This window comes from Streptomyces sp. NPDC025721 (assembly GCF_055558595.1).
The window spans coordinates 1-18,854 of sequence record NZ_JBVHMF010000016.1; the positions used below are offsets into that span (position 1 = coordinate 1).

Annotated in this window: 13 protein-coding genes; 6 read left to right on the forward strand and 7 right to left on the reverse strand. The window is 72.1% G+C overall.

The window, feature by feature from the left end; genetic code table 11:
- Positions 1–82: 82 nt before the first annotated feature.
- Together ACZ4EF_RS22010 and ACZ4EF_RS22015 are read right to left on the reverse strand one after the other, a co-directional pair.
- Positions 83–853 (reverse strand): (Fe-S)-binding protein, encoded by a 771-nt coding sequence (locus tag ACZ4EF_RS22010; RefSeq protein ID WP_391164096.1) that lies wholly within the window; start codon positions 851–853, stop codon positions 83–85.
- 232 nt (positions 854–1,085) lie between these two features.
- A complete protein-coding gene (locus ACZ4EF_RS22015; RefSeq protein ID WP_467506156.1) occupies positions 1,086–2,225 on the reverse strand; it encodes an NAD(P)-binding domain-containing protein in 1,140 nt (379 codons plus the stop codon).
- A gap of 176 nt (positions 2,226–2,401) precedes the next feature.
- On the opposite strand from ACZ4EF_RS22015, the gene ACZ4EF_RS22020 reads away from it, so the two are divergent.
- Positions 2,402–2,938 carry a MarR family winged helix-turn-helix transcriptional regulator gene (locus tag ACZ4EF_RS22020; protein WP_355343699.1) on the forward strand — a complete coding sequence of 179 codons (537 nt, stop codon included), beginning with the start codon at positions 2,402–2,404 and terminating at the stop codon, positions 2,936–2,938.
- A gap of 13 nt (positions 2,939–2,951) precedes the next feature.
- On the opposite strand, the gene ACZ4EF_RS22025 is transcribed toward ACZ4EF_RS22020, so the two are convergent.
- The 3 genes from ACZ4EF_RS22025 to ACZ4EF_RS22035 all read right to left on the reverse strand — a co-directional run bounded on the left by ACZ4EF_RS22025 (position 2,952) and on the right by ACZ4EF_RS22035 (position 6,231).
- Positions 2,952–3,794 (reverse strand): NAD(P)H-binding protein, encoded by an 843-nt coding sequence (locus ACZ4EF_RS22025; RefSeq protein ID WP_355343702.1) that lies wholly within the window; start codon positions 3,792–3,794, stop codon positions 2,952–2,954.
- Between the two features lie 230 nt (positions 3,795–4,024).
- The gene (locus tag ACZ4EF_RS22030; RefSeq protein WP_355343705.1) at positions 4,025–4,858 is read right to left on the reverse strand and encodes a glycoside hydrolase family 3 N-terminal domain-containing protein; all 834 of its coding nucleotides are present in this window, start codon (positions 4,856–4,858) and stop codon (positions 4,025–4,027) included.
- 167 nt (positions 4,859–5,025) lie between these two features.
- Positions 5,026–6,231 (reverse strand): LLM class flavin-dependent oxidoreductase, encoded by a 1,206-nt coding sequence (locus ACZ4EF_RS22035; protein ID WP_355343708.1) that lies wholly within the window; start codon positions 6,229–6,231, stop codon positions 5,026–5,028.
- A gap of 453 nt (positions 6,232–6,684) precedes the next feature.
- On the opposite strand from ACZ4EF_RS22035, the gene ACZ4EF_RS22040 reads away from it, so the two are divergent.
- Positions 6,685–7,107, forward strand: a complete 423-nt coding sequence (locus ACZ4EF_RS22040) for a secondary thiamine-phosphate synthase enzyme YjbQ (RefSeq protein WP_355343711.1) — start codon at positions 6,685–6,687, stop codon at positions 7,105–7,107.
- A gap of 323 nt (positions 7,108–7,430) precedes the next feature.
- The gene (locus ACZ4EF_RS22045) at positions 7,431–8,660 is read left to right on the forward strand and encodes an extracellular solute-binding protein (RefSeq protein WP_391050265.1); all 1,230 of its coding nucleotides are present in this window, start codon (positions 7,431–7,433) and stop codon (positions 8,658–8,660) included.
- A gap of 36 nt (positions 8,661–8,696) precedes the next feature.
- On the opposite strand, the gene ACZ4EF_RS22050 is transcribed toward ACZ4EF_RS22045, so the two are convergent.
- Positions 8,697–9,758: an ATP-dependent DNA ligase gene (locus ACZ4EF_RS22050; RefSeq protein WP_355343717.1), complete on the reverse strand. Its 1,062-nt coding sequence runs from the start codon at positions 9,756–9,758 to the stop codon at positions 8,697–8,699.
- Between the two features lie 77 nt (positions 9,759–9,835).
- On the opposite strand from ACZ4EF_RS22050, the gene ligD reads away from it, so the two are divergent.
- On the forward strand, positions 9,836–10,867 hold the full coding sequence (gene ligD, locus ACZ4EF_RS22055) for a non-homologous end-joining DNA ligase (protein ID WP_467506161.1): 1,032 nt from the start codon (positions 9,836–9,838) through the stop codon (positions 10,865–10,867).
- A 32-nt stretch (positions 10,868–10,899) separates the two neighbouring features.
- On the opposite strand, the gene ACZ4EF_RS22060 is transcribed toward ligD, so the two are convergent.
- Positions 10,900–12,732, reverse strand: a complete 1,833-nt coding sequence (locus ACZ4EF_RS22060) for a glycoside hydrolase family 35 protein (protein ID WP_467506163.1) — start codon at positions 12,730–12,732, stop codon at positions 10,900–10,902.
- A gap of 144 nt (positions 12,733–12,876) precedes the next feature.
- On the opposite strand from ACZ4EF_RS22060, the gene ACZ4EF_RS22065 reads away from it, so the two are divergent.
- Entirely contained in the window at positions 12,877–13,905 is a 1,029-nt protein-coding gene (locus tag ACZ4EF_RS22065) for a LacI family DNA-binding transcriptional regulator (protein WP_391118749.1), read from the forward strand.
- A 243-nt stretch (positions 13,906–14,148) separates the two neighbouring features.
- Positions 14,149–18,741: an endo-alpha-N-acetylgalactosaminidase family protein gene (locus ACZ4EF_RS22070; RefSeq protein ID WP_467506165.1), complete on the forward strand. Its 4,593-nt coding sequence runs from the start codon at positions 14,149–14,151 to the stop codon at positions 18,739–18,741.
- Positions 18,742–18,854: the final 113 nt, after the last annotated feature.

Here is an 18,854-nt window from a genome sequence, read left to right on the forward strand (position 1 = left end):
GTGAGGTTCGCGCGGAGCTGGGTGTCCTTCGTGGACGAGGCGGCGGCCTTCGGGAACGACGGCAGACCCAGATACGTACCACTCATCGGACCACTTCCTGCCGGTAGGGCTGTTCCTCGGTGGACGCGAGGATCTCCGCCAGATGTACGGCCCGCAGGTCGGCGTCCTGCCGTCGCAACAGACCGTCCAGGTGCATCAGGCAGGAGTTGTCCGCGCCGCACAGCACCTGCGCGCCGCTGTCGAGCGCGTGCCGCACCTTGTCCTCGCCCATCGCGGCCGAGACGTCGGGATTCTTCACGGCGAAGGTGCCGCCGAAGCCGCAGCACTCCTCCGCACCCTCCAACTCCCGCAGCTCAAGCCCCTTCACGGCCTCCAACAGCCGCCGGGGCCGCTCGCCGAGCCCCAGCATCCGCAGCCCGTGACAGGACGGGTGATAGGTCACCGTGTGCGGGAAGTACGCGCCCACATCCGTCACCCCCAGCACGTCCACCAGGAACTCCGTGAGTTCGTACGTCTTGGGCACGGCGCTCGCCGCGGCCTCGGTGAGTCCCCGGTCGCGGCCCTCGGCGACGGCCTTGGCGGCGATCCGCGGGTAGTTGTCGCGCACCATGGCCGCGCAGGAGCCGGACGGCGTGACCACGTGGTCGTAGGCGTCGAAGGCGGCGGCGTAGCGGCGGACCAGCGGCTCTGTCTCGTGCCGGTAGCCGGTGTTGAACTGGGGCTGTCCGCAGCACGTTTGGGCGGCGGGGAAGTCCACCTCGACGCCGAGCCGTTCCAGCAGGGTGACGACGGCCCGCCCCGTGTCCGGGTACAACAGGTCGTTCACGCATGTCACGAAAAGCGCTACGCGCATGTCTCCTCCGCGCCGCGCCGCGGCAGGCCGTGCGACTGACGATGACCCATGGCGCTCATACTGCCGCAACGGCGTGACGCGGGGAAGCGAGACATCCGATGTTTATCGGAATCGGTGGCCAGAGCGGCAGGCGTGCCGACGACCGGAGCGGCGGACAACGCGGAGCGCCGCCCCTCCCGGGACGGTCGGTAAGCATCACGCGTCCCCGTGGGTCGCAGGGGACAACTCGCGTTCAGTGCACGCGTTCGAGCGAACGCTCGCTCGTGGGTTCGGCTGTTCGGGTGGCCAGGAAGGCGCGGATCTCGCGTACGGCGCTTCGCCCCGCCCGGTTGGCGCCGATCGTGCTCGCCGACGGGCCGTAGCCGACCAGGTGGATGCGGGGGTCCTTGACCACGCGGGTGCCGTCGAGCCGGACGCCGCCGCCGGGCTCGCGCAGTTTGAGCGGGGCCAGGTGGTCGAGGGCCGCGCGGAAGCCGGTCGCCCACAAGATGACGTCGGCGTCCAGCGTGCGGCCGTCGGACCACGCGACGCCGTGCGGGGTGATCCGGTCGAAGACGGGCTCGGGCCGCAGGACTCCGCGGTCCTGCGCGTCGCGGATCGCGTCGGTCGCGGCCAGCCCGGTGACGCTGACGACGCTCTGCGGCGGCAGCCCCCGGCGCACCCGGTCCTCGACGAGGGCGACCGCGGAACGTCCCCACTCCTGGTCGAAGGGCGCGCTGTGGAAGACCGGTGGGCGGCGGGTCAGCCAGGTGGTGCGGGCGACCTCGGCCAGCTCCATCAGCAGTTGCACCGCCGACGTACCGCCGCCGACCACCAGGACGTGCTTCCCGGCGAATTCCGCCGATCCCCGGTACTCCGCCGTGTGCAACTGCCGCCCGAGGAAGGTCTCCTGGCCCGGGTAGTACGGCAGGAACGGCCGGTCCCAGGTGCCGGTCGCGTTGATCAGCGTCCGCGTGGACCACACACCCGCGTCGGTCTCCACCCGCAGCCGCCCCGCGACCCCCTCCCGTACGGCGGTGACGTCGACCGGCCGCCGGACATCCAGGTCGAACTCCCGCTCGTAGCGCGCGAAGTACTCGCCGACCACCTCGGCGGACGGCCGGTCGGGGTCGGCGTCGCCCAGCGGCATACCGGGCAGCTCGTGTACGCGGTGCGCCTTGCCGTAGGTGAGCGACGGCCAGCGGAACTGCCAGGCGCCGCCCGCGCCGGGGGAGTGGTCGAGGACGACGAAGTCCGTGCCGGACCGCAGCCCCGCGCGGCGCAGGAAATACCCGGCCGAGAGCCCCGCCTGCCCGGCGCCGACCACGACCGTCCGCACGTTCCGCACGCCGGACACGTCCGGCCCGTCCGCCGCGTCACCCAAGTCGTTCATGTTTCACCCAACGGTGGGGGCGAGTGAAAGCTTCCCCCGCGCGCGGGCGGCCGGGGACGCGGGAGACGTCGGTGTCCGGGCGGGCGGCGGTCTGCCAAACTGTCTGCGTCGCGCAGAGAAGCGCGACGGCACGGGCGCGGGCCTCCACGGCCGCGCGGAACCACGCAGGAGGCACCATGGCGCGGACCGACGCCCCCACCGGCCGCCGCTCCGATCTGCTGTCCGAGCTGTCCGTGGCCTCGCGCCACTACACGGCGTCGTACGCGCTGTTCAACCAGGCGCTCGCCGACTACTTCGGGCTGCACCCCACGGACGTGCAGTGCCTCAATCTGCTGAGCCTGGAGTCGCGCCCGGTCACCATCGGGCGGATCGCCGAGCTGACCGGCCTCACCACCGGCTCCGCCACCCGGCTCGTGGACCGGCTGGAACGCGCGGGTTACGTGGTCCGTGAGCGGGACACCGAGGACCGGCGCCGGGTCATGGTGACCACCGTGCCCGACCGGATGGCGGACTTCGGCCGTGTGTGGGGCGGCCTGAGCGGCGGCTGGTGGCGGATGCTCGACTCCTACGACGACGACCAACTCGCGCTCCTGCTCGCCCATATGCGCCGCACCGTCGACCTGAGCACCGCGCAGATCGCGCGGCTGCGGGCGGGTGACGTGGCCGACCCCGGCGGCGCGGGCGAGGAACACAGGGGCGCCGCCGGGGCCTGATCCGCCGTACCCGCTACGGGCGGGTGAAGGCGGCGGCGTTCTCCGCCGCCCAGGACGCGAAGGTGCGCGGCGGACGCCCGATCAGCCGTTCAAGAGTGTCGGTCACCTCCGTGGGCGTACCGTCGAGCGCCTTCCACCAGTCGAGCAGCGCCTCGGCGAACGCCTCGGGCAGATGCTCCGCCGTCTCCGCCCGCCATGCCTCACGGCTCACCGGCACGGCGGCGATCGGCTGTCCCGTGGCGTCCGCGAGCACGTCGACCTGCTCGGCGAAGCTCAGCGACTCGGGCCCCGTCAGGTGGTACGTCCCGCCGCGCACACGGGAATCGGTGAGCGCCGCGCAGGCCGCCTCGGCGAGATCGGCCTCGTGCACGGGGTCGGTGTGGGCGCCGGGATACGGCAGATTCACCGCGCCTGACGCCTTGATGGGCCACGCCCACTGGAGGGCGTTGGCGGCGAAGGCGCCGGGGCGCAGCACGGTCGAGGCGATCGGTGAGGCGGCGAGCGCGGTCTCCACCTCAAGGTGGTGCCGGGCGATCGGGTCCCGCTCGGCGTCGGGCTCCATGACGCTGGCGGACGAGAGCAGCACCACGTGCCCGACCCCCGCCCGTTCCGCCTGCTCCAGGAACGCGCCGATGTGCGACGCCTCGGCGTAGAGGAACACCGAGTCGACCCCCGCGAGCGCGGCGGGGAAGCCGGACGGGTCGTCCAGGCTCAGGGCGGTGGTCCGCACCCCTTCCGGCGGTTCGACCTCCTCCGGCTTCCGCGAGGCGACGCGTACGTCGGCGCCCCGGTCGTGAAGGAGCGCGGTGAGGGCGCGGGCGACGCGCCCGCGGCTTCCGGTGATGAGGACGGTCATGGCGGTGTTCCCCGTTCGTGGAAAGGACTTGGGAGCGGGTGGCACAAGGAGCCGTGCGGCCGACGGAAGGTCGGAGGGAGCAGTCGTGGCGAAAACTATGCGCCACGAAGAATCTGTGTCACGCAGATAAATATGGGCGTCATCTCCAGGGCTGTCAAACGGATTGGTGACAGGGCGCCGGCGCGCGACGGACCCGCGCCGCCGCCGCGATCCGAGGAGCGTGCGCCGCCTCAGGGGGCCGGTGTGCGGGCCGATGGACCCGTGACCCCGGCCGGGGCGGGCATGCGCGGTTCCGAGGCCCAGCGGCGCAGCCGGGAGACGCGTTCCGCCGCCTCCTCCAGCCGGGACAGCGGCAGGTCGCCGTCGGCGACCGCGCGGGCCGCCGCCGTGTGGATCGCGTCGTGCACACCCGCGCCGCTCGCGGGGCCGAGGCGTACCAGGTCGACCCCGGCGATCCAGGCGAGCACGGCCGCGCCCGGCACGCCCCAGCCGTCGACGATCGACGGCGCGTCCAGGGTGTCGCTGACCACGACCCCGCCGTAACCCAGCTCGCCGCGCAGGATGCCGGTGACGGCCGGGCCGCTGAGCGTGGCGGGCAGACCGTCCTCGCCGGGTACCGGGGAGCGCCCCGCGGTGATCGCGCGGACACCGGCCGCGGCCCCCTCGGCGAAGGGCCGCAGGCTGCCCGTACCGGTGAACGGCCCCAGCGCGGCGGCCACTCCGTGCGTCTGGAGGTCGGTCACGAAGACCCGCGTCTCGTCGGCGCGGGTGCCGGGCCGTACGGCGAGGTGCAGATTGGCACCGGCCGCCATGAGTTCGGCCGCCGCGGCGCTGCCGCCACCCGGCCGGTGCGGCTCCGGGTGACCGGTGAGGGCGTCGGGGAGCGCCGCGCGCAGCGTGTCGGACGCCTTGCGCGCCGCCTGGCCGCGCGCGTGCACCGCGACGCCGGGGGTGCCGCGTTCCAGGCCGCGCAGGATCCAGTCGGGAAGTCTCTCGTCCGCGCCGTCGACGGCGGGCAGCAGGCACGAGTCGACGAGCACGGCGAGCCGGTGCAGCGCGTTCACGTGGTGGTCCCCCTTCGGGGCGCGACAGAGGCGGATGTCCCGAGCCCCGGCGATATCCCGAGGCCCGCCGAATGGTACAGACCAATGCCCGGAGGCGGCAATCACCCCAGGTCCGCGTCCCCTCGGTGACCCCCGCGCCCACAGCCGGCCCCACGGCCGCGGACCGCTCAGCGGCCCCCGGACAGCAGCAGCGGCGCCCCGCCCGGAGCGGACGGCGGGCGGCCGTTGGCGGCGGGCACGGCGGACAGCGGCGACGGAAGGGCCTCCAGCAGACCGCGCGCGGCCAGTTCCGGCATCACGCCCTCGCCGAACCAGTACGCCTCCTCCAGGTGCGGATAGCCGGAGAAGATGAAGTGGTCGATGCCCAGCGCGTGGTACTCCTCGATCCGGTCGGCGACCTCCGCGTGGGCGCCGACCAGCGCCGTACCGGCGCCCCCGCGCACCAGCCCGACGCCCGCCCACAGATTCGGCGAGATCTCCAGCTTGTCCCGCTGCCCGCCGTGCAGCGCCAGCATCCGCTGCTGGCCCACCGACTCGCTGCGGCCGAGCGCCTGTTGGGCCGCGGCGACCGTGTCCTCGTCGAGGTCGGCCAGCAGCCGGTCCGCGGTCGCCCACGCGTCGCGCGCCGAGTCCCGCGCGATGACGTGCAGCCGGATGCCGAATCTGACGGTACGGCCCTCGGCCTCCGCCAGCCCCCTGATCCAGTCGATCTTCCGCTTCACCTGCTCGGGCGGCTCGCCCCAGGTCAGATAGACGTCGGCGTAGCGGGCCGCGACCGGCCCGGCCGCCTGAGAGGAACCGCCGAAGAAGATGTCGGGGCGGGGCTCGGGCGGCAGCGCCACCAGCCCGCCCGCCACCTGGTAGTGCTCACCGTCGTAGTCGAACGGCTTGCCCTCCCACACCCCGCGCACCACCGACAGGAACTCCGCGGTGCGCGCGTACCGGCTGTCGTGGTCGAGATGGTCGCCGAACCGCTTCTGCTCGGTGGAGTCGCCGCCGGTCACCACGTTGAGCAGCAGCCGCCCCCGGCTGATCCGCTGATACGTGGCCGCCATCTGCGCCGCGAGCACCGGCGAGATCACCCCGGGCCTGAAGGCGACCAGGAACTTCAGCCGCTCGGTGTGCTGGGTCAGCGCCAGCGTCGTCAGCCACGCGTCCTCGCACCACGTACCGGTCGGCGTCAGCACCCCCTCGAACCCCAACTGGTCGGCGGCGCGCGCGATCTGAGCCAGATACTCGATGTCGGGGGCGCGGATGCCGGAGACCGGCGTGATCCGGGAGCGCTTCACGCCTCCGTCGGTGTAGACGTGGCGGTCCACCAGGGTGCGGCCGTCGCCGCCGGTGGGCAGGAACCAGTGCAGGTGTACGGACATCGGGCGGACGCCTTTCGATGGGCGGGATCCGGTGCGGTCCGGCGGGATCCCGGCGCGCGGCACGGGAGGTCCGCCGGATCACCGCGGGGACGTCCCGAGGGGACCGGCGGGGCCGGAACGCGAAGAAGAGCTACGGAAGCGCGGGGGAGGGGAAGCGGCGCGAAACGTCAGCGCCCGCGACAACACGCGGCAGACGCCACCCGCAGGAGGTCGATGTGACCACGCGAGGTGAGCATGCAGGGACGCGGCATACAACGACGGTAGTCACGCGTCCGTCGGCAGGTCAACGCCGTCTCACCTCGCGGATGGCGGCGGATGGCGGCGGAACGCGGCTGATCGCGGCGCAAGCCGCCCGCCGGGCCGGAGCCCGCGCCCCGCCGCCGGGCACGGGGACCCGGCGACCCGCCGCGCCGACACCCCCGCCGCCCCGCGGAATTGAGTGACCATGGACGTATGGCCGACAACCTCACCTCACGCGTCATCGACATCGCGACCGGCTCCAGCGAGACCGTCCACGACCTCACCGACGCCTGCGCGTCGTTCCTGCGCGAGGCGGCGGCCGGGCGCGACGGGCTGCTGAACGTCTTCGTGCCGCACGCCACCGCGGGCGTGGCCGTCATCGAGACGGGCGCGGGCAGCGACGACGACCTGCTCGCCGCGCTCCAGGACCTGCTCCCCGCCGACGACCGCTGGAGCCACCGCCACGGCAGCCGCGGGCACGGCCGCGACCACGTACTCCCCGCGCTCGTCCCGCCGCACGCCACCTTGCCGGTACTGGACGGCCGCCTGGAACTCGGCACCTGGCAGTCGGTCGTCCTGGTGGACACCAACGTCGACAATCCGCGCCGCCAGGTCCGGCTGAGCTTTCTGGGCTGACCGGCGGGCGCTCGCCGAGAAGCGCTGACCCGCACGCCGCGCCGCTCCGCCTGGAGCGCTGCCACATCCCGACGCCCCGACACACATCGCGCCAGTCATATCAGCCTTTTGCGGCGGATATGACTGGCGCGATTTCCGAAATACCGCGATGTGTTGTACCTGGGCGCTCCGCTTCTTCTGACGGGATATCACGTGTGGTGTTGACCGTTGGTGAAGTCATGCGGAAAACTCGGCACGGCTAATACGGGGCGAGTAATATACGAAGGCGGTAGAAAGCGGTGCGGCGGCGACGATTCCTGGGCTTAGCGGCGGTCGGTGGCTCGATGGTGCTGGCGGTGACCACCCTCGGCGCGTGCGGGAACACCTCACCGCGGAGCAAGGCCATCACCCTGCACGTGGTCGCCACGGACTACAGCGGTCTGAAGACCGCGAGTCCGGTGGCCCAGACCTGGAACAGCCTGGCCCGCTCGTTCGAGGAGCGGAATCCGAACATCACGATCGACGTGCAGTTCGTGCCCGTCGCCGACGCCGACGCGCAGGTCGCCACCATGGTCGAGGACGGCCGGGCGCCCGATCTCGCGCAGCTCGACTCCTTCAGCGCCTTCAGCGACGGCAAGCAGCTCTACAGCGCGGACGAACTGTTCCCGATCAGCATGCAGTCCGCCTTCGTCCCGTCGCTGACGGACGCCGGTTCCGTCAACCACGTGCAGTACGGCATCCCGTGGGTCGCCTCCACCCGGATGTTCTTCTACAACAAGAAGCTCTTCGCCCGCGCGGGCATCACCCGCGCCCCGGAGACCTGGGCCGACATCAGGCGCGACGCAGTCAAGCTCAAGGAGCACGGCGTCCCGGTGCCGTACGGACTGCCGCTCGGCCCGCAGGAAGCGGAAGCCGAGACCATGATGTGGATGATCGGCAACGACGGCGGCTACACCGACAACGTCGGCTCGTACAACCTGGACTCGGTGCGCAATGTCGACGCCTTCGTCTGGCTGAAGAAGAACCTCGTCGACGCCGGTCTCGTCGGCCCCAAGGACCCGGCCAGGACGAGTGTCAGCGATGCCTTCAGCGACTTCCTCGCGGGCCGCACGGGGATGCTCAACGGCCATCTGACGCTGCTTCCCTCCGCGAAGGCGGCCGGAATCGACATCGGAGTGGCGCCGCTTCCCGGAAGGACGGGCCCCAGTTCGCAGGCGCTCGGGAACGCCGACTGGATGATGGCCTTCCGGCAGAAGGGACACCGGGAGGCCGACGCCAAGTTCCTCCAGTACATATACAGCGAAGAGAATTTGTTGAAATTCCAACAGGAGTACAAGTTGCTCCCGGTCACGGTGAAAGTCGCGGAAACGGTCAGGATGGATCCGCGGTACCGCGATCTCGTGCCATTCATGAACCTGCTGTCGGACGCGGCGTTCTATCCCGTCGCCAAGGCGTCCTGGGCCCCGGTCAGCGCCGAACTGAAGAAGGACATCGGACAGGCCGTGCACCGCGACCCCAAGGTCGTACTGGCCGGCCTCCAGCGCGACGCCCAGCGCAGCGACGGCGCCAGGTAGTCCGAGGAGCGGACGAGGGCGCCGCCGCACGGCCGGTCAGGCGCCCAGCACCTCCGCCAGGTCGTACCCCACCGGCTCCTCCAACTGCGCGTACGTGCACTCCGCGGCCTCCCGGTCCGGGCGCCAGCGGCGGAACTGCGCGGTGTGGCGGAACCGGTCACCCTGCATGTGGTCGTAGGCCACCTCGACCACCCGCTCGGGGCGCAGCGGGATCCACGACAGGTCCTTCTTGCCGGTCCAGCGGCTCGGACCGCCCGGCAGCCGGTCGGCGGCCTGCGCCTCCTCGCTCGCCCACTCCTGCCACGGATGGCCCTCGACGGACGCCATCCGCAGCGGCTCCAGCTCCGTCATCAGCGCCTCGCGGCGGCGCATCGGGAAGGACGCGCAGACGCCGACGTGCTGAAGCATCCCCTCGGCGTCGTACAGACCGAGCAGCAGCGAGCCGACCACGGGACCGCTCTTGTGCAGCCGCATCCCGGCCACCACGCAGTCCGCGGTGCGCTCGTGCTTGACCTTGATCATGACGCGCTCGCCCGGCCGGTACGGCAGATGCAGGGGTTTGGCGACGACCCCGTCGAGACCGGCGCCCTCGAAGCGGGAGAACCACTCCTTGGCCGTGTCGATGTCCTGCGTGGCGGGCGCGGTGAACACCGGCGCCGTCGCCTCCCGCAACGCCTCCACCAGCACCTCGCGCCGGTCCCGCTGCGGCACCGGCAGCAGCGTCTCGTCGCCCACGGCCAGCAGGTCGAAGGCGACGAAGGACGCGGGCGTCACCTCCGCCAGATGGCGGACCCGGGACTCCGCCGGGTGGATCCGCTCCAGCAGCGCGTCGAAGTCCAGCCGGCCGCCCCGCACGATGACGATCTCGCCGTCCAGCACGCAGCGCGGCGGAATCCGCTCCCGCAGCGCCTCGACCAGCTCGGGAAAGTACCGGGTCAGCGGCTTGCCCGAGCGGCTGCCCAGCTCGATCTCGTCGCCGTCGCGGAAGACGATCGCCCGGAAACCGTCCCACTTGGCCTCGTAGAGCATGCCGGGCGGGACGGCCGCGGCGGACTTCGCCAGCATCGGCCGCACAGGGGGCATCACCGGAAGGTCCATGCTGGTGATTGTGCGCGGCCCCGCCCGGCGGCGCCCGCCGACGGGCGCCGCCCGGCCGTACGGCCTAGCGTGGTCGCATGGCCGAGACGCTGGAACTGACCGTCGGCGAGCGGGCCGTCCGGGTGTCCCACCCGGACAAGGTCTACTTCCCGCAGCGCGGATTCACCAAGGCCGACCTGGTGAGGTACTACCTCAGCGTCGGCGACGGCATCCTGCGCGCGGTCAGGGACCGGCCGACCACACTGGAGCGCTACATCCACGGCGTGGAGGGCGAGTCCTTCTTCCAGAAGCGGGCCCCGAAGAATCTGCCCGACTGGATCCCCACCGCCCGGATCGCCTTCCCCAGCGGCCGGTACGCCGACGAGATCTGCCCCACCGAGACCGCCGCCGTCCTGTGGGCCGCCAACCTCGGCACCTTCACCTTCCACCCCTGGCCGGTGCGCCGCGCCGACACCGACCACCCCGACGAACTGCGCATCGACCTCGACCCGCAGCCCGGCACGGACTACGGCGACGCCGTACGCGCGGCGCTCATGCTGCGCGAGGTGCTGGACGGACTCGGCCTGACCGGCTGGCCGAAGACCTCCGGCGGACGCGGCCTGCACGTCTTCGTGCCGATCGCGCCGGAGTGGACCTTCACCCAGGTACGGCGCTCGGCCATCGCGATCGGCCGCGAACTGGAGCGCCGCGCGCCCGACCGGATCACCACCGCATGGTGGAAGGAGGAGCGCGGCGAGCGGATCTTCGTCGACTACAACCAGACCGCGCGCGACCGCACGATCGCCAGCGCCTACTCCGTACGGCCGTTCCCGCACGCCCCGGTCTCGGCGCCGCTGCGCTGGGACGAGGTGAGCAGCGCCGTGCCCGAGGACTTCGACCTGGGCACCATGCCGGGGCGGTTCGCGGAGGCCGGCGACGTGCACGCCGACATGGACGAGCACGCCTTCCGGCTGGACGCGGCGCTCGAACTGGCCGACAAGGACGAGCGGGAGCACGGCCTCGGCGACCTGCCCTACCCGCCGGAGCACCCCAAGATGAAGGGCGAGCCCAAGCGGGTGCAGCCGAGCCGCGCCAAGAAGGCCGCGTCGGACAGCGACGCGGACGGGTAGCGACGCGAAGCGGTGGCCTCCGGCCGCGCGATTCAGTCGAACGTCTCGACGTACTCCTCGGTCGGCCCCAGCTCCGGCCGGTCGCGCAGCTCGACGCGGTCGCCGAAACGCTCCAGCTCCAGCACCGTGACGGTGTTCTCGCCGGCCGTCAGCAGCGGCGCGGGCACGTAGAGGGTGACCTGCGGGCCGATCTCCCAGTACCGGCCGAGCAGCGTGCCGTTCACCCAGACGAAGCCCTTGCCGAAGCCGGGAAAGGCCAGGAAGGTGTCGGCCGGGGCGTCCGCCGTGAACCGGGCGGTCGCGAAACCCGCGTCGCCGGACGGCGGGGCGACCGACGGCGCGCGCTCCACGACGGCCGCGGGCCATTCGTCCAGCGGCAGTCCGTGGACCGACCAGTTGTGCACCAGGCGGCGCTCGACGCGGACCCCGCCGAGGATGCCCTTGCCCTGGCCGAGCAGCGGACCGTAGTTGATCCGGCCCTGGTTCTCGACCAGGAGTTCCAGCAGTACGGGCTCGCCGGCGCCCTCGACGGTGAGCGAGCCGGTCTCCCGGTCGAGCACACCGGCGGGCGCGCCGTCCACGAAGACCTGGGCGCGGTCGTGCAGCCCGTGCACGGTGATCTCCCGCGGGCCGCGCGGCAGACGGGGGCGGGCGCGGTAGAGCACCAGCCCCGAGGGCTGTTCCAGCTCCTCGAAGCTCAGCGGATGCGGGGACGCCACCGGCCGCGACAGCGCGGTGAGCGCGTCCAGCAGACCGGCGCCCCGGACCACGGGCAGCGCGCGAGCGGTGAGCGGCGGCGCGGTCGCGGGCAGCGGCCGGGAGGCTTCGGCCGCGCCGGTCACCGCGAGCAGCCGGTCGCGCAGGGCGAAGAACTTCGGGCCGAGGCCGCCGTGTTCGGCGACCGGCGCGTCCGAGTCGTAGCTTGTCACGGTCGGCTGGAGCCTGTCGCCGTCGTGGTTGGCGCCCGCCCACAGGCCGAAGTTGGTGCCGCCGTGCGCCATGTAGACACTCACCGAGCCGCCCTCGTCCAGGATCTCGGCGAGCGTGGCCTCGGCGCTGTCGACGGTCCGGATGTGGTGCTTCTCGCCCCAGTGGTCGAACCAGCCGTTCCAGAACTCGGCGCAGACGAACGGCTCGCCCGTTCTGCGCGAGCGCAGCAGTTCGGCGGCCTGCGCGGCGCGGGACCCGAAGGTCGCCGTGGTCAGCGTGCCCGGCAGGGCGCCGCCGTCGAGCATCAGGTCGGTCGGGCCGTCCGCGGTGTAGAGCAGTTCGGTGATGCCCCGCTCCACCAGCGCGTCGCGCACCCACGCCACATAGCCGTGGTCGTCGCCGTAGCTGCCGTACTCGTTCTCCACCTGCACGGCGACCACCGGCCCGCCGCAGGCCGCCTGGAGCGCGGCGACGCGCGGGATCAACGCGTCGAACCAGCGCGCCACCTCGTCGAGGAAGGGCCGGTGCGAGGAGCGCAGCCGCATGCCGGGCGTCCCGGTCAGCCACGCGGGCAGGCCGCCGTTGTCCCACTCGGCGCAGATGTACGGGCCGGGGCGCACGATCACGTCCAGGCCGGTGTCCCGCGCGAGCGCGACGAACCGCTCGATGTCGCGCGGGCCGTCGAAGGACGGCCGCCCCCGGCGCGCCTCGTGGAAATTCCACGGGACGTAGGTGTCCACGGTGTTGAGCCCCATGGCCGCGAGGCGTTCCAGCCGGTCGGCCCACTGCTCGGGGTGGACGCGGAAGTAGTGCAGCGACCCCGCCAGGACGCGGTGCGGCTGCCCGCCGCGCAGGAACGTGCCGTGCGGATACGACAGCAGGGGTGCGGGTCGGCCGTTGGCGTCCGCGGGTGCGGTGGTGGTCGGAAGGCTCACAGCACCGAACTGTCGCACAGATTGTTATCGATGCCAACGCGGTGCCTTCAGCCGGTCCGGGGCGGGACCACGAGCTGGAGAGCGCCCCCTTTGGGCGGGTGCGACCGCTATCATCGGCGGCAGCGGATCAGCCGGAAGGGACCCATGAAGAACCAGAGCGCGCGCGACGCCTCCCGTCCGCCCGGCATGGCGGATGTCGCACGGGTCGCCGGGGTCTCCGCGCAGACCGTCTCGCGGGCCCTGGCCGGTCACCCCAATGTGCAGGACAAGACCCGCGCCAAGGTGCTCGCCGCCGTCGACCAGCTCGGTTACCGCAGGAACAACGCGGCGCGCATGCTCTCCTCCGGCCGCAGCCGCACCATCGGCGTGGTCACCCTCCAGACCAGCTTCTACTCCCGCACCGCCCTCACCCTCGGCATCGAACGGGCCGCTCAGGAGGCCGGTTACGCGGTCAGCACCGCCACCACCGCGTCGCTGGACACCTCCGCTATCGAGAGCTCGATGCTGCGGCTGGCCGACCAGCACGTCGAAGGCGTCGTGCTCGCCGTGCCGCTGATCCATGTGAGCCGCCAGATCGAGCAGCTCACCAGCGCCGTGCCCACCATCACCGTCGACGGTTCGCGCACGTCGGCGACCGAAGTGGTCGCGGTCGACCAGTCGGCGGCGGCGCGGCTGGCCACCCGGCACCTGCTGGACCTGGGCCACGAGACGGTCTGGCACGTCGCGGGACCCGGCGAGTGGCTGGACGCGGCGAGCCGGTCGCAGGGCTGGCGCGCGGTGCTCGAAGCGGAGGGCAGGACGGTGCCGCCGGAGCTGACGGGCGACTGGTCGCCCGCCTCCGGCTACCGCAACGGCCTCATCCTCGGCCGGATCCCCGACGTCACCGCGGTCTTCGTGGCCAGTGACGAGATGGCGTTCGGCGTGATCCGCGCCCTGCACGAACTGGGCCGCAGGGTGCCGGAGGACATCTCCGTCGTGGGCGTGGACGACATCGCGCTCGCCGAGTACTGCTCGCCCTCGCTGACCACGGTGGCCCAGCCCTTCGCCGAGATGGGGGCGCTCGCGGTCTCCCACCTCATGCGGTACATCGCGGACCCGGACGCCACCTTGGAACCGGCCTCCGTGGAGCCGACGCTGGTCGTCCGCGCCAGCACGGCGCCCGCCCGCCGCTGACGGTCAGGCGCCGGCCGACGGCCTGAGGGCGTCACCACGCGCGGGGGAGTACGTCCCCCTGCCGTCCGTGCCGCCGCCTGTCCGCGTTCCCGGACCACACCGGCCGCACGACCGCCCGATGTCAGCCGCTATCACCTGTGCAAGAAGCTCTGTCGGGCTCTGGTGTTATCGATGCCATCGCCGCTACAGTCTCCACCACTCCCGACTCGCTCCCGGCTCTTCACGGCCCTAGGTGGTACAGGAATGACCTCGCGCTCGCCCCGATCACCCCACCGCGGAAGGTGGCGGCGGCAGCGGTCCGCGACCGCCGCCGCCCTGCTCGCCTCGCTCGCCCTGCTGTCGGTCGGCGTCACTCCGGCGCTCGCCGCCCCGCCGCAGACGTCGGCCGACCCGGCCGCCGCCGCGGGCACCCCGATCGACCCCGCCCAGTACACGCTGGTCCAGGCAGACTCCGAGTCGCCCGCCTACCCCGCGCCCCCGGCCCTGGACGGCACGGCGCTCGCCGCGTTCGACAACGACCCGTCGACGCAGTGGACGGTCGCCTACGACGTGGTCGGCGGCGTCGGCGTCGCCAAGACCCCGATGCCGCACTGGATCACCCTCGACGTCGGCGGCTCCTTCACCCTCACCGGTGTCGACTACTCGGTGAAGAACCAGGCCAACGGCCCGGTCAAGGGCTACCGGATCTTCGTCACCGACGACGCGGCCGTCGCCAAGGACCCGAAGGGGAACTGGGGAGCGCCCGCCGCGACCGGCTCCTTCCACCAGCCGACGAGCAACACCGAGGTGCAGACCGTCGTCTTCGACAGGCCCGTCACCGGCCGCTATGTGAAGGTCGAGGCCGAGAGCGCCGTCAACGGGTCCGACAACGCCTCCGCCTCCGAGATCAGGGTCCGCGCCGTCGGCGACACCACGCCCGCGCCCGTCGACCCGCCGCCCCCGGCCGACCCCGCGACCCCCGTCGAGATCAGGCACGGCGCGCTCAAGGTCACGGTCGCCAAGGAATTCCCGCAGGTCATCTCGTACGCGCTGAACGGCGGCACCCTCGCGGGCCAGGCGTCCGTCCTGCACACCTTCGACATCAACGGCGCCGCGCACACCGCGACCACGAAGATGTCCGCGCACGGCGACACCGCGACGTACACCTCGACCTTCGCCGACCTGCCGAACGTCACCATCACCTCGACGATCACCGCGACGGCGAAGAAGACCGTCGTCTTCGCCGTCCGGAAGATCACCGGCAGCGCCGCCCGTACCGTCAACCAGTTCTCGATCCCCGGCCAGTCGCTGCTGTCGGTCGACTCCTCCGACCCGCACGCGAGCCTGGCCCGTACGAAGATCTCCACGGACTCCACGACGACGGCCGACCAGTTCCTCACGATCAGCGCGGCGGCCAAGCCCGACAAGGCGTCCGTCGGCACCCCGTACGGCTTTGTCAGCAACTCCACGCTCGCGGGCGGGCTGATCACCGACGCGACCGACGACGCCGCGCAGGACAACAACGACAACGGCAACACCCGGCTCCAGTCGCGGATCGTGGACGCGGGCGGCGGCGCGCGCCGCGCGGAGCTGTCCGTCGGCAACTACACCTACGCGCCCAAGGGCGCCACGGACCGGCGGGTGGCGACGTACGCGCTGCCGCGGACCACGGTCGTGCTCTCCGGTGACGCCAACGGCGACAGCAAGGTGACCTGGGAGGACGGCGCGCTCGCCTACCGCGCCGCGATGACGCGCCCGCTCGGCGCCGACCGGGTGCCCGAACGCGTCGTGCAGCACATCCCGTTCAACTTCGCGAGCCAGGCCACCAACCCGTTCCTCAAGACGCTCGACAACGTCAAGCGGATCTCGCTGGCCACCGACGACCTCGGCCAGTGGGTGCTGGAGAAGGGCTACGCCAACGAGGGCCACGACTCCGCGCACCCGGACTACGGCGGCGACTACAACGTCAGGGCCGGCGGCCTCACCGACCTCAACAAGCTGGCTTCCGTGGGCGCCGACTACAACTCCGACATCGCCGTCCACGTCAATGTGACCGAGGCGTACCCGCAGGCCAAGAACTTCAGCTCGGGACTCATCCAGGGCCAGGTCAACGGCTGGGACTGGCTCAACCAGTCGTACCACATCGACCAGCGCACCGACCTCGGCAGCGGCGCCGTCCTCGACCGCTTCAAGGAACTGCGCAAGCAGGCGCCCGGCATCAAGACCGTCTACATCGACGCCTACTACTCCAGCGGCTGGCTCGCCGACGAACTGGCCCGCCAGCTCCACGCGATGGGCTTCGAGGTCGCCAGCGAGTGGGCCTACAAATTCGAGGGCGACTCGATCTGGTCGCACTGGGCGAGCGACAAGAACTACGGCGGCGCCACCAACAAGGGCATCAACTCCAACATCGTCCGCTTCATCGCCAACTCCGACCGCGACGTGTGGAACGTCGACCCGCTGCTCGGCGGCTCCGACATCAAGGAGTTCGAGGGCTGGACCGGCCAGGACGACTACAACGCCTTCTACCGGAACATCTGGACCGACAACCTGCCGACCAAATTCCTCCAGCACTACCAGCTCACCACCTGGGACTTCGGCGCCTCCGCCGACCTCACCGGCGGTGTCCACGTCGCGATGGCGGGCGGCAAGCGCCAGGTGACCATGGGCGGCGCGCTCGTCCTCGACGGCGACAGCTACCTGCTGCCGTGGGGCGAGGCCAAGCGCGGCAACGGCACGTCCTCGCCGAGCGACGCCGACAAGATGTACTACTTCAGCGCGTCCGGCGGCGCCCACACCTTCGACGTGACACGGCAGTTCGCGGGCACCAAGCGCTTCACCCTCTACAAGCTCACCGACCAGGGCCGGGTGAAGGCCGGTGACATCACCCCGACCGGCGGCAAGGTCACGATCAGCGGCGACAAGAACCAGCCGTACGTGCTCGCCCCGCAGTCCGGCAAGGCGCCGCACACCAACGTCGACTTCGGGCAGGGCACCGGTCTGAACGACCCCGGCTTCAACGCCGGCGACCTCACGGCCTGGAACGCCCGCGGCGGCGCGACCGCCGTACGCACCGCCAACGGTGACAACGTCGCCCGGCTCGGCGCCGCGGCCTCCGGTATCTCGCAGCAGGTCAAGGGCCTGACGTCCGGCAAGACCTACACTCTCAGCGCCAACGTCGAGATCGCCAAGGGGCAGCGCAGGGCCACCACCCTCGCCGTCACCGGCGGCAAGCAGCCCGCCGCGAACACCTTCGACACCACGCCCGCCGCCAACCAGATGGCCGCGGACGCCAAGCTGGGCACGTACTCGCAGCGCGCGTCGGTGACCTTCACCGCGCCGTCCAACGGCAAGGTCACCGTCGCCGTCAGCGCGGTGGCGGGGGGCGCGGCCGTCACGCTGGACGACATACGCCTGATGGCCGACACCACGCTGCCGCTGCCCAAGAAGGCGGCCGGTTCTGGCGGGACAGTCCTCGCGCGGGACGACTTCGAGGGCAACCAGCCCGGCTGGGGACCCTTCGTCAAGGGCGACGCGGGCGGCGCCACCGACCCGCGCACCAGCATCAGCGACCTGCACGCCCCGTACAGCCAGAAGACCTGGAAGAACACCTACTCGCCGTACAACTCAGGGACCCTCAAGGGCCAGGCGGTGGACGACGTCATCGGCGGGAACCACTCGCTCAAGGCCCACGAGGAGAACAGCGGTCTGGTCTACCGGACGGTGCCCGCGACCGTGCCCTTCGTGGCGGGCCACACGTACGCGGTCTCCTTCCGCTACCAGACCAACCTCGACGGCCAGTGGGCCTGGGTGACCGGCGCGGATGTCGTCGGCGGCGGAAAGGTCGCGTCCAAGGACGTGACGCGCGACGTGCTCGCGCCCGCGCTCGACACGGCCACGTACTCCAAGGAGATCGTCGCGGGCTGCGGCGACACCTGGGTGGGGCTGCGCAAGCTCGGCGGCGCCAACGGCACGGACTTCGTGCTGGACGACTTCTCGGTGACCGACCTGGGCCCCGCCCCGGCGGGTCCGGCGTGCGCGAGTGTGACGACGCCGCCGACCGCCGAGCTGAGCCCCGGCGTGCCGAGCGAGTACGTGACCACCTTCACCAACAGCGAGCTGACCGACGCCACCGGCGTCGTCCAGCGGCTCGACGGCCTGCCCGCCGGGTGGACCGCGGCGGTGAAGACCGAGCACGGCAACAGCTTCGCCACCGTGAAGCCCGGCGCGTCGGTGAGCACCACCTGGCTGCTGACCCCGCCCGCGGGAGCGGCGGGGACCGCCGCCTCCTGGAAGGTCGTGGCGGGCTACACCGACGACGGTGCCACCAAGTCGGTGTCGGCGGACGCCAAGGCGACCGTCGCGACCCGCGCGCTGCTCTCGCCCAGTTCGATGACGGCGACCGCGGACTCCGAGAACCTCTCCTCGGGAGCCGCGGAGGGTCCGGTCTCCAACGTGCTCGACGGTGACCCCGGCACCATCTGGCACACCGACTACACCAACTCCGAGGCGCCGTACCCCCATTGGGTGACCCTCAAGCTGGGCGGCCCCGCCGACCTCGACGGCTTCGGCTACCTCGACCGCCAGACCGGCGGGCAGAACGGCCGGGTGGCCGGCTACGAGGTCGCCGTCTCCGACAACGGCACTACCTGGACGACCGTCGCCCGCGGCACCCTCGTGGACTCCCCGTCGACCCAGGTCATCGCCTTCGACCGGGTCCGCGCGAGCTATGTCCGCTTCACCGCGCTCAGCGCGCTCAACGGACTGCCGTTCGCGGCGGCAGCCGAGATGCGGGCCTACGGCAGTTACGCCGACACGCCCGTCGGCTATCCGCCGGATCCCGCACCGGGCGCCTGACCACGGGCCGTCCGGGCACCACGCGGGGGGGGGGGGGGGGGGGGGGGGGGGGGGGGGGGGGGGGGGGGGGGGGGGGGGGGGGGGGGGGGGGGGGGGGGGGGGGGGGGGGGGGA

What these genes read in the sequence shown, in the direction of transcription:
- ACZ4EF_RS22035 (WP_355343708.1), bottom strand. Translation starts at nt 6,231, where the DNA reads ATGTCCGTACACCTGCACTGGTTCCTGCCCACCGGCGGCGACGGCCGC.
- ACZ4EF_RS22010 (WP_391164096.1), bottom strand. Translation starts at nt 853, where the DNA reads ATGCGCGTAGCGCTTTTCGTGACATGCGTGAACGACCTGTTGTACCCG.
- ACZ4EF_RS22040 (WP_355343711.1), top strand. Translation starts at nt 6,685, where the DNA reads ATGGCCGACAACCTCACCTCACGCGTCATCGACATCGCGACCGGCTCC.
- ACZ4EF_RS22065 (WP_391118749.1), top strand. Translation starts at nt 12,877, where the DNA reads ATGAAGAACCAGAGCGCGCGCGACGCCTCCCGTCCGCCCGGCATGGCG.
- ligD (WP_467506161.1), top strand. Translation starts at nt 9,836, where the DNA reads ATGGCCGAGACGCTGGAACTGACCGTCGGCGAGCGGGCCGTCCGGGTG.
- ACZ4EF_RS22050 (WP_355343717.1), bottom strand. Translation starts at nt 9,758, where the DNA reads ATGGACCTTCCGGTGATGCCCCCTGTGCGGCCGATGCTGGCGAAGTCC.
- ACZ4EF_RS22045 (WP_391050265.1), top strand. Translation starts at nt 7,431, where the DNA reads ATGGTGCTGGCGGTGACCACCCTCGGCGCGTGCGGGAACACCTCACCG.
- ACZ4EF_RS22015 (WP_467506156.1), bottom strand. Translation starts at nt 2,225, where the DNA reads ATGAACGACTTGGGTGACGCGGCGGACGGGCCGGACGTGTCCGGCGTG.
- ACZ4EF_RS22025 (WP_355343702.1), bottom strand. Translation starts at nt 3,794, where the DNA reads ATGACCGTCCTCATCACCGGAAGCCGCGGGCGCGTCGCCCGCGCCCTC.
- ACZ4EF_RS22070 (WP_467506165.1), top strand. Translation starts at nt 14,149, where the DNA reads ATGACCTCGCGCTCGCCCCGATCACCCCACCGCGGAAGGTGGCGGCGG.
- ACZ4EF_RS22020 (WP_355343699.1), top strand. Translation starts at nt 2,402, where the DNA reads ATGGCGCGGACCGACGCCCCCACCGGCCGCCGCTCCGATCTGCTGTCC.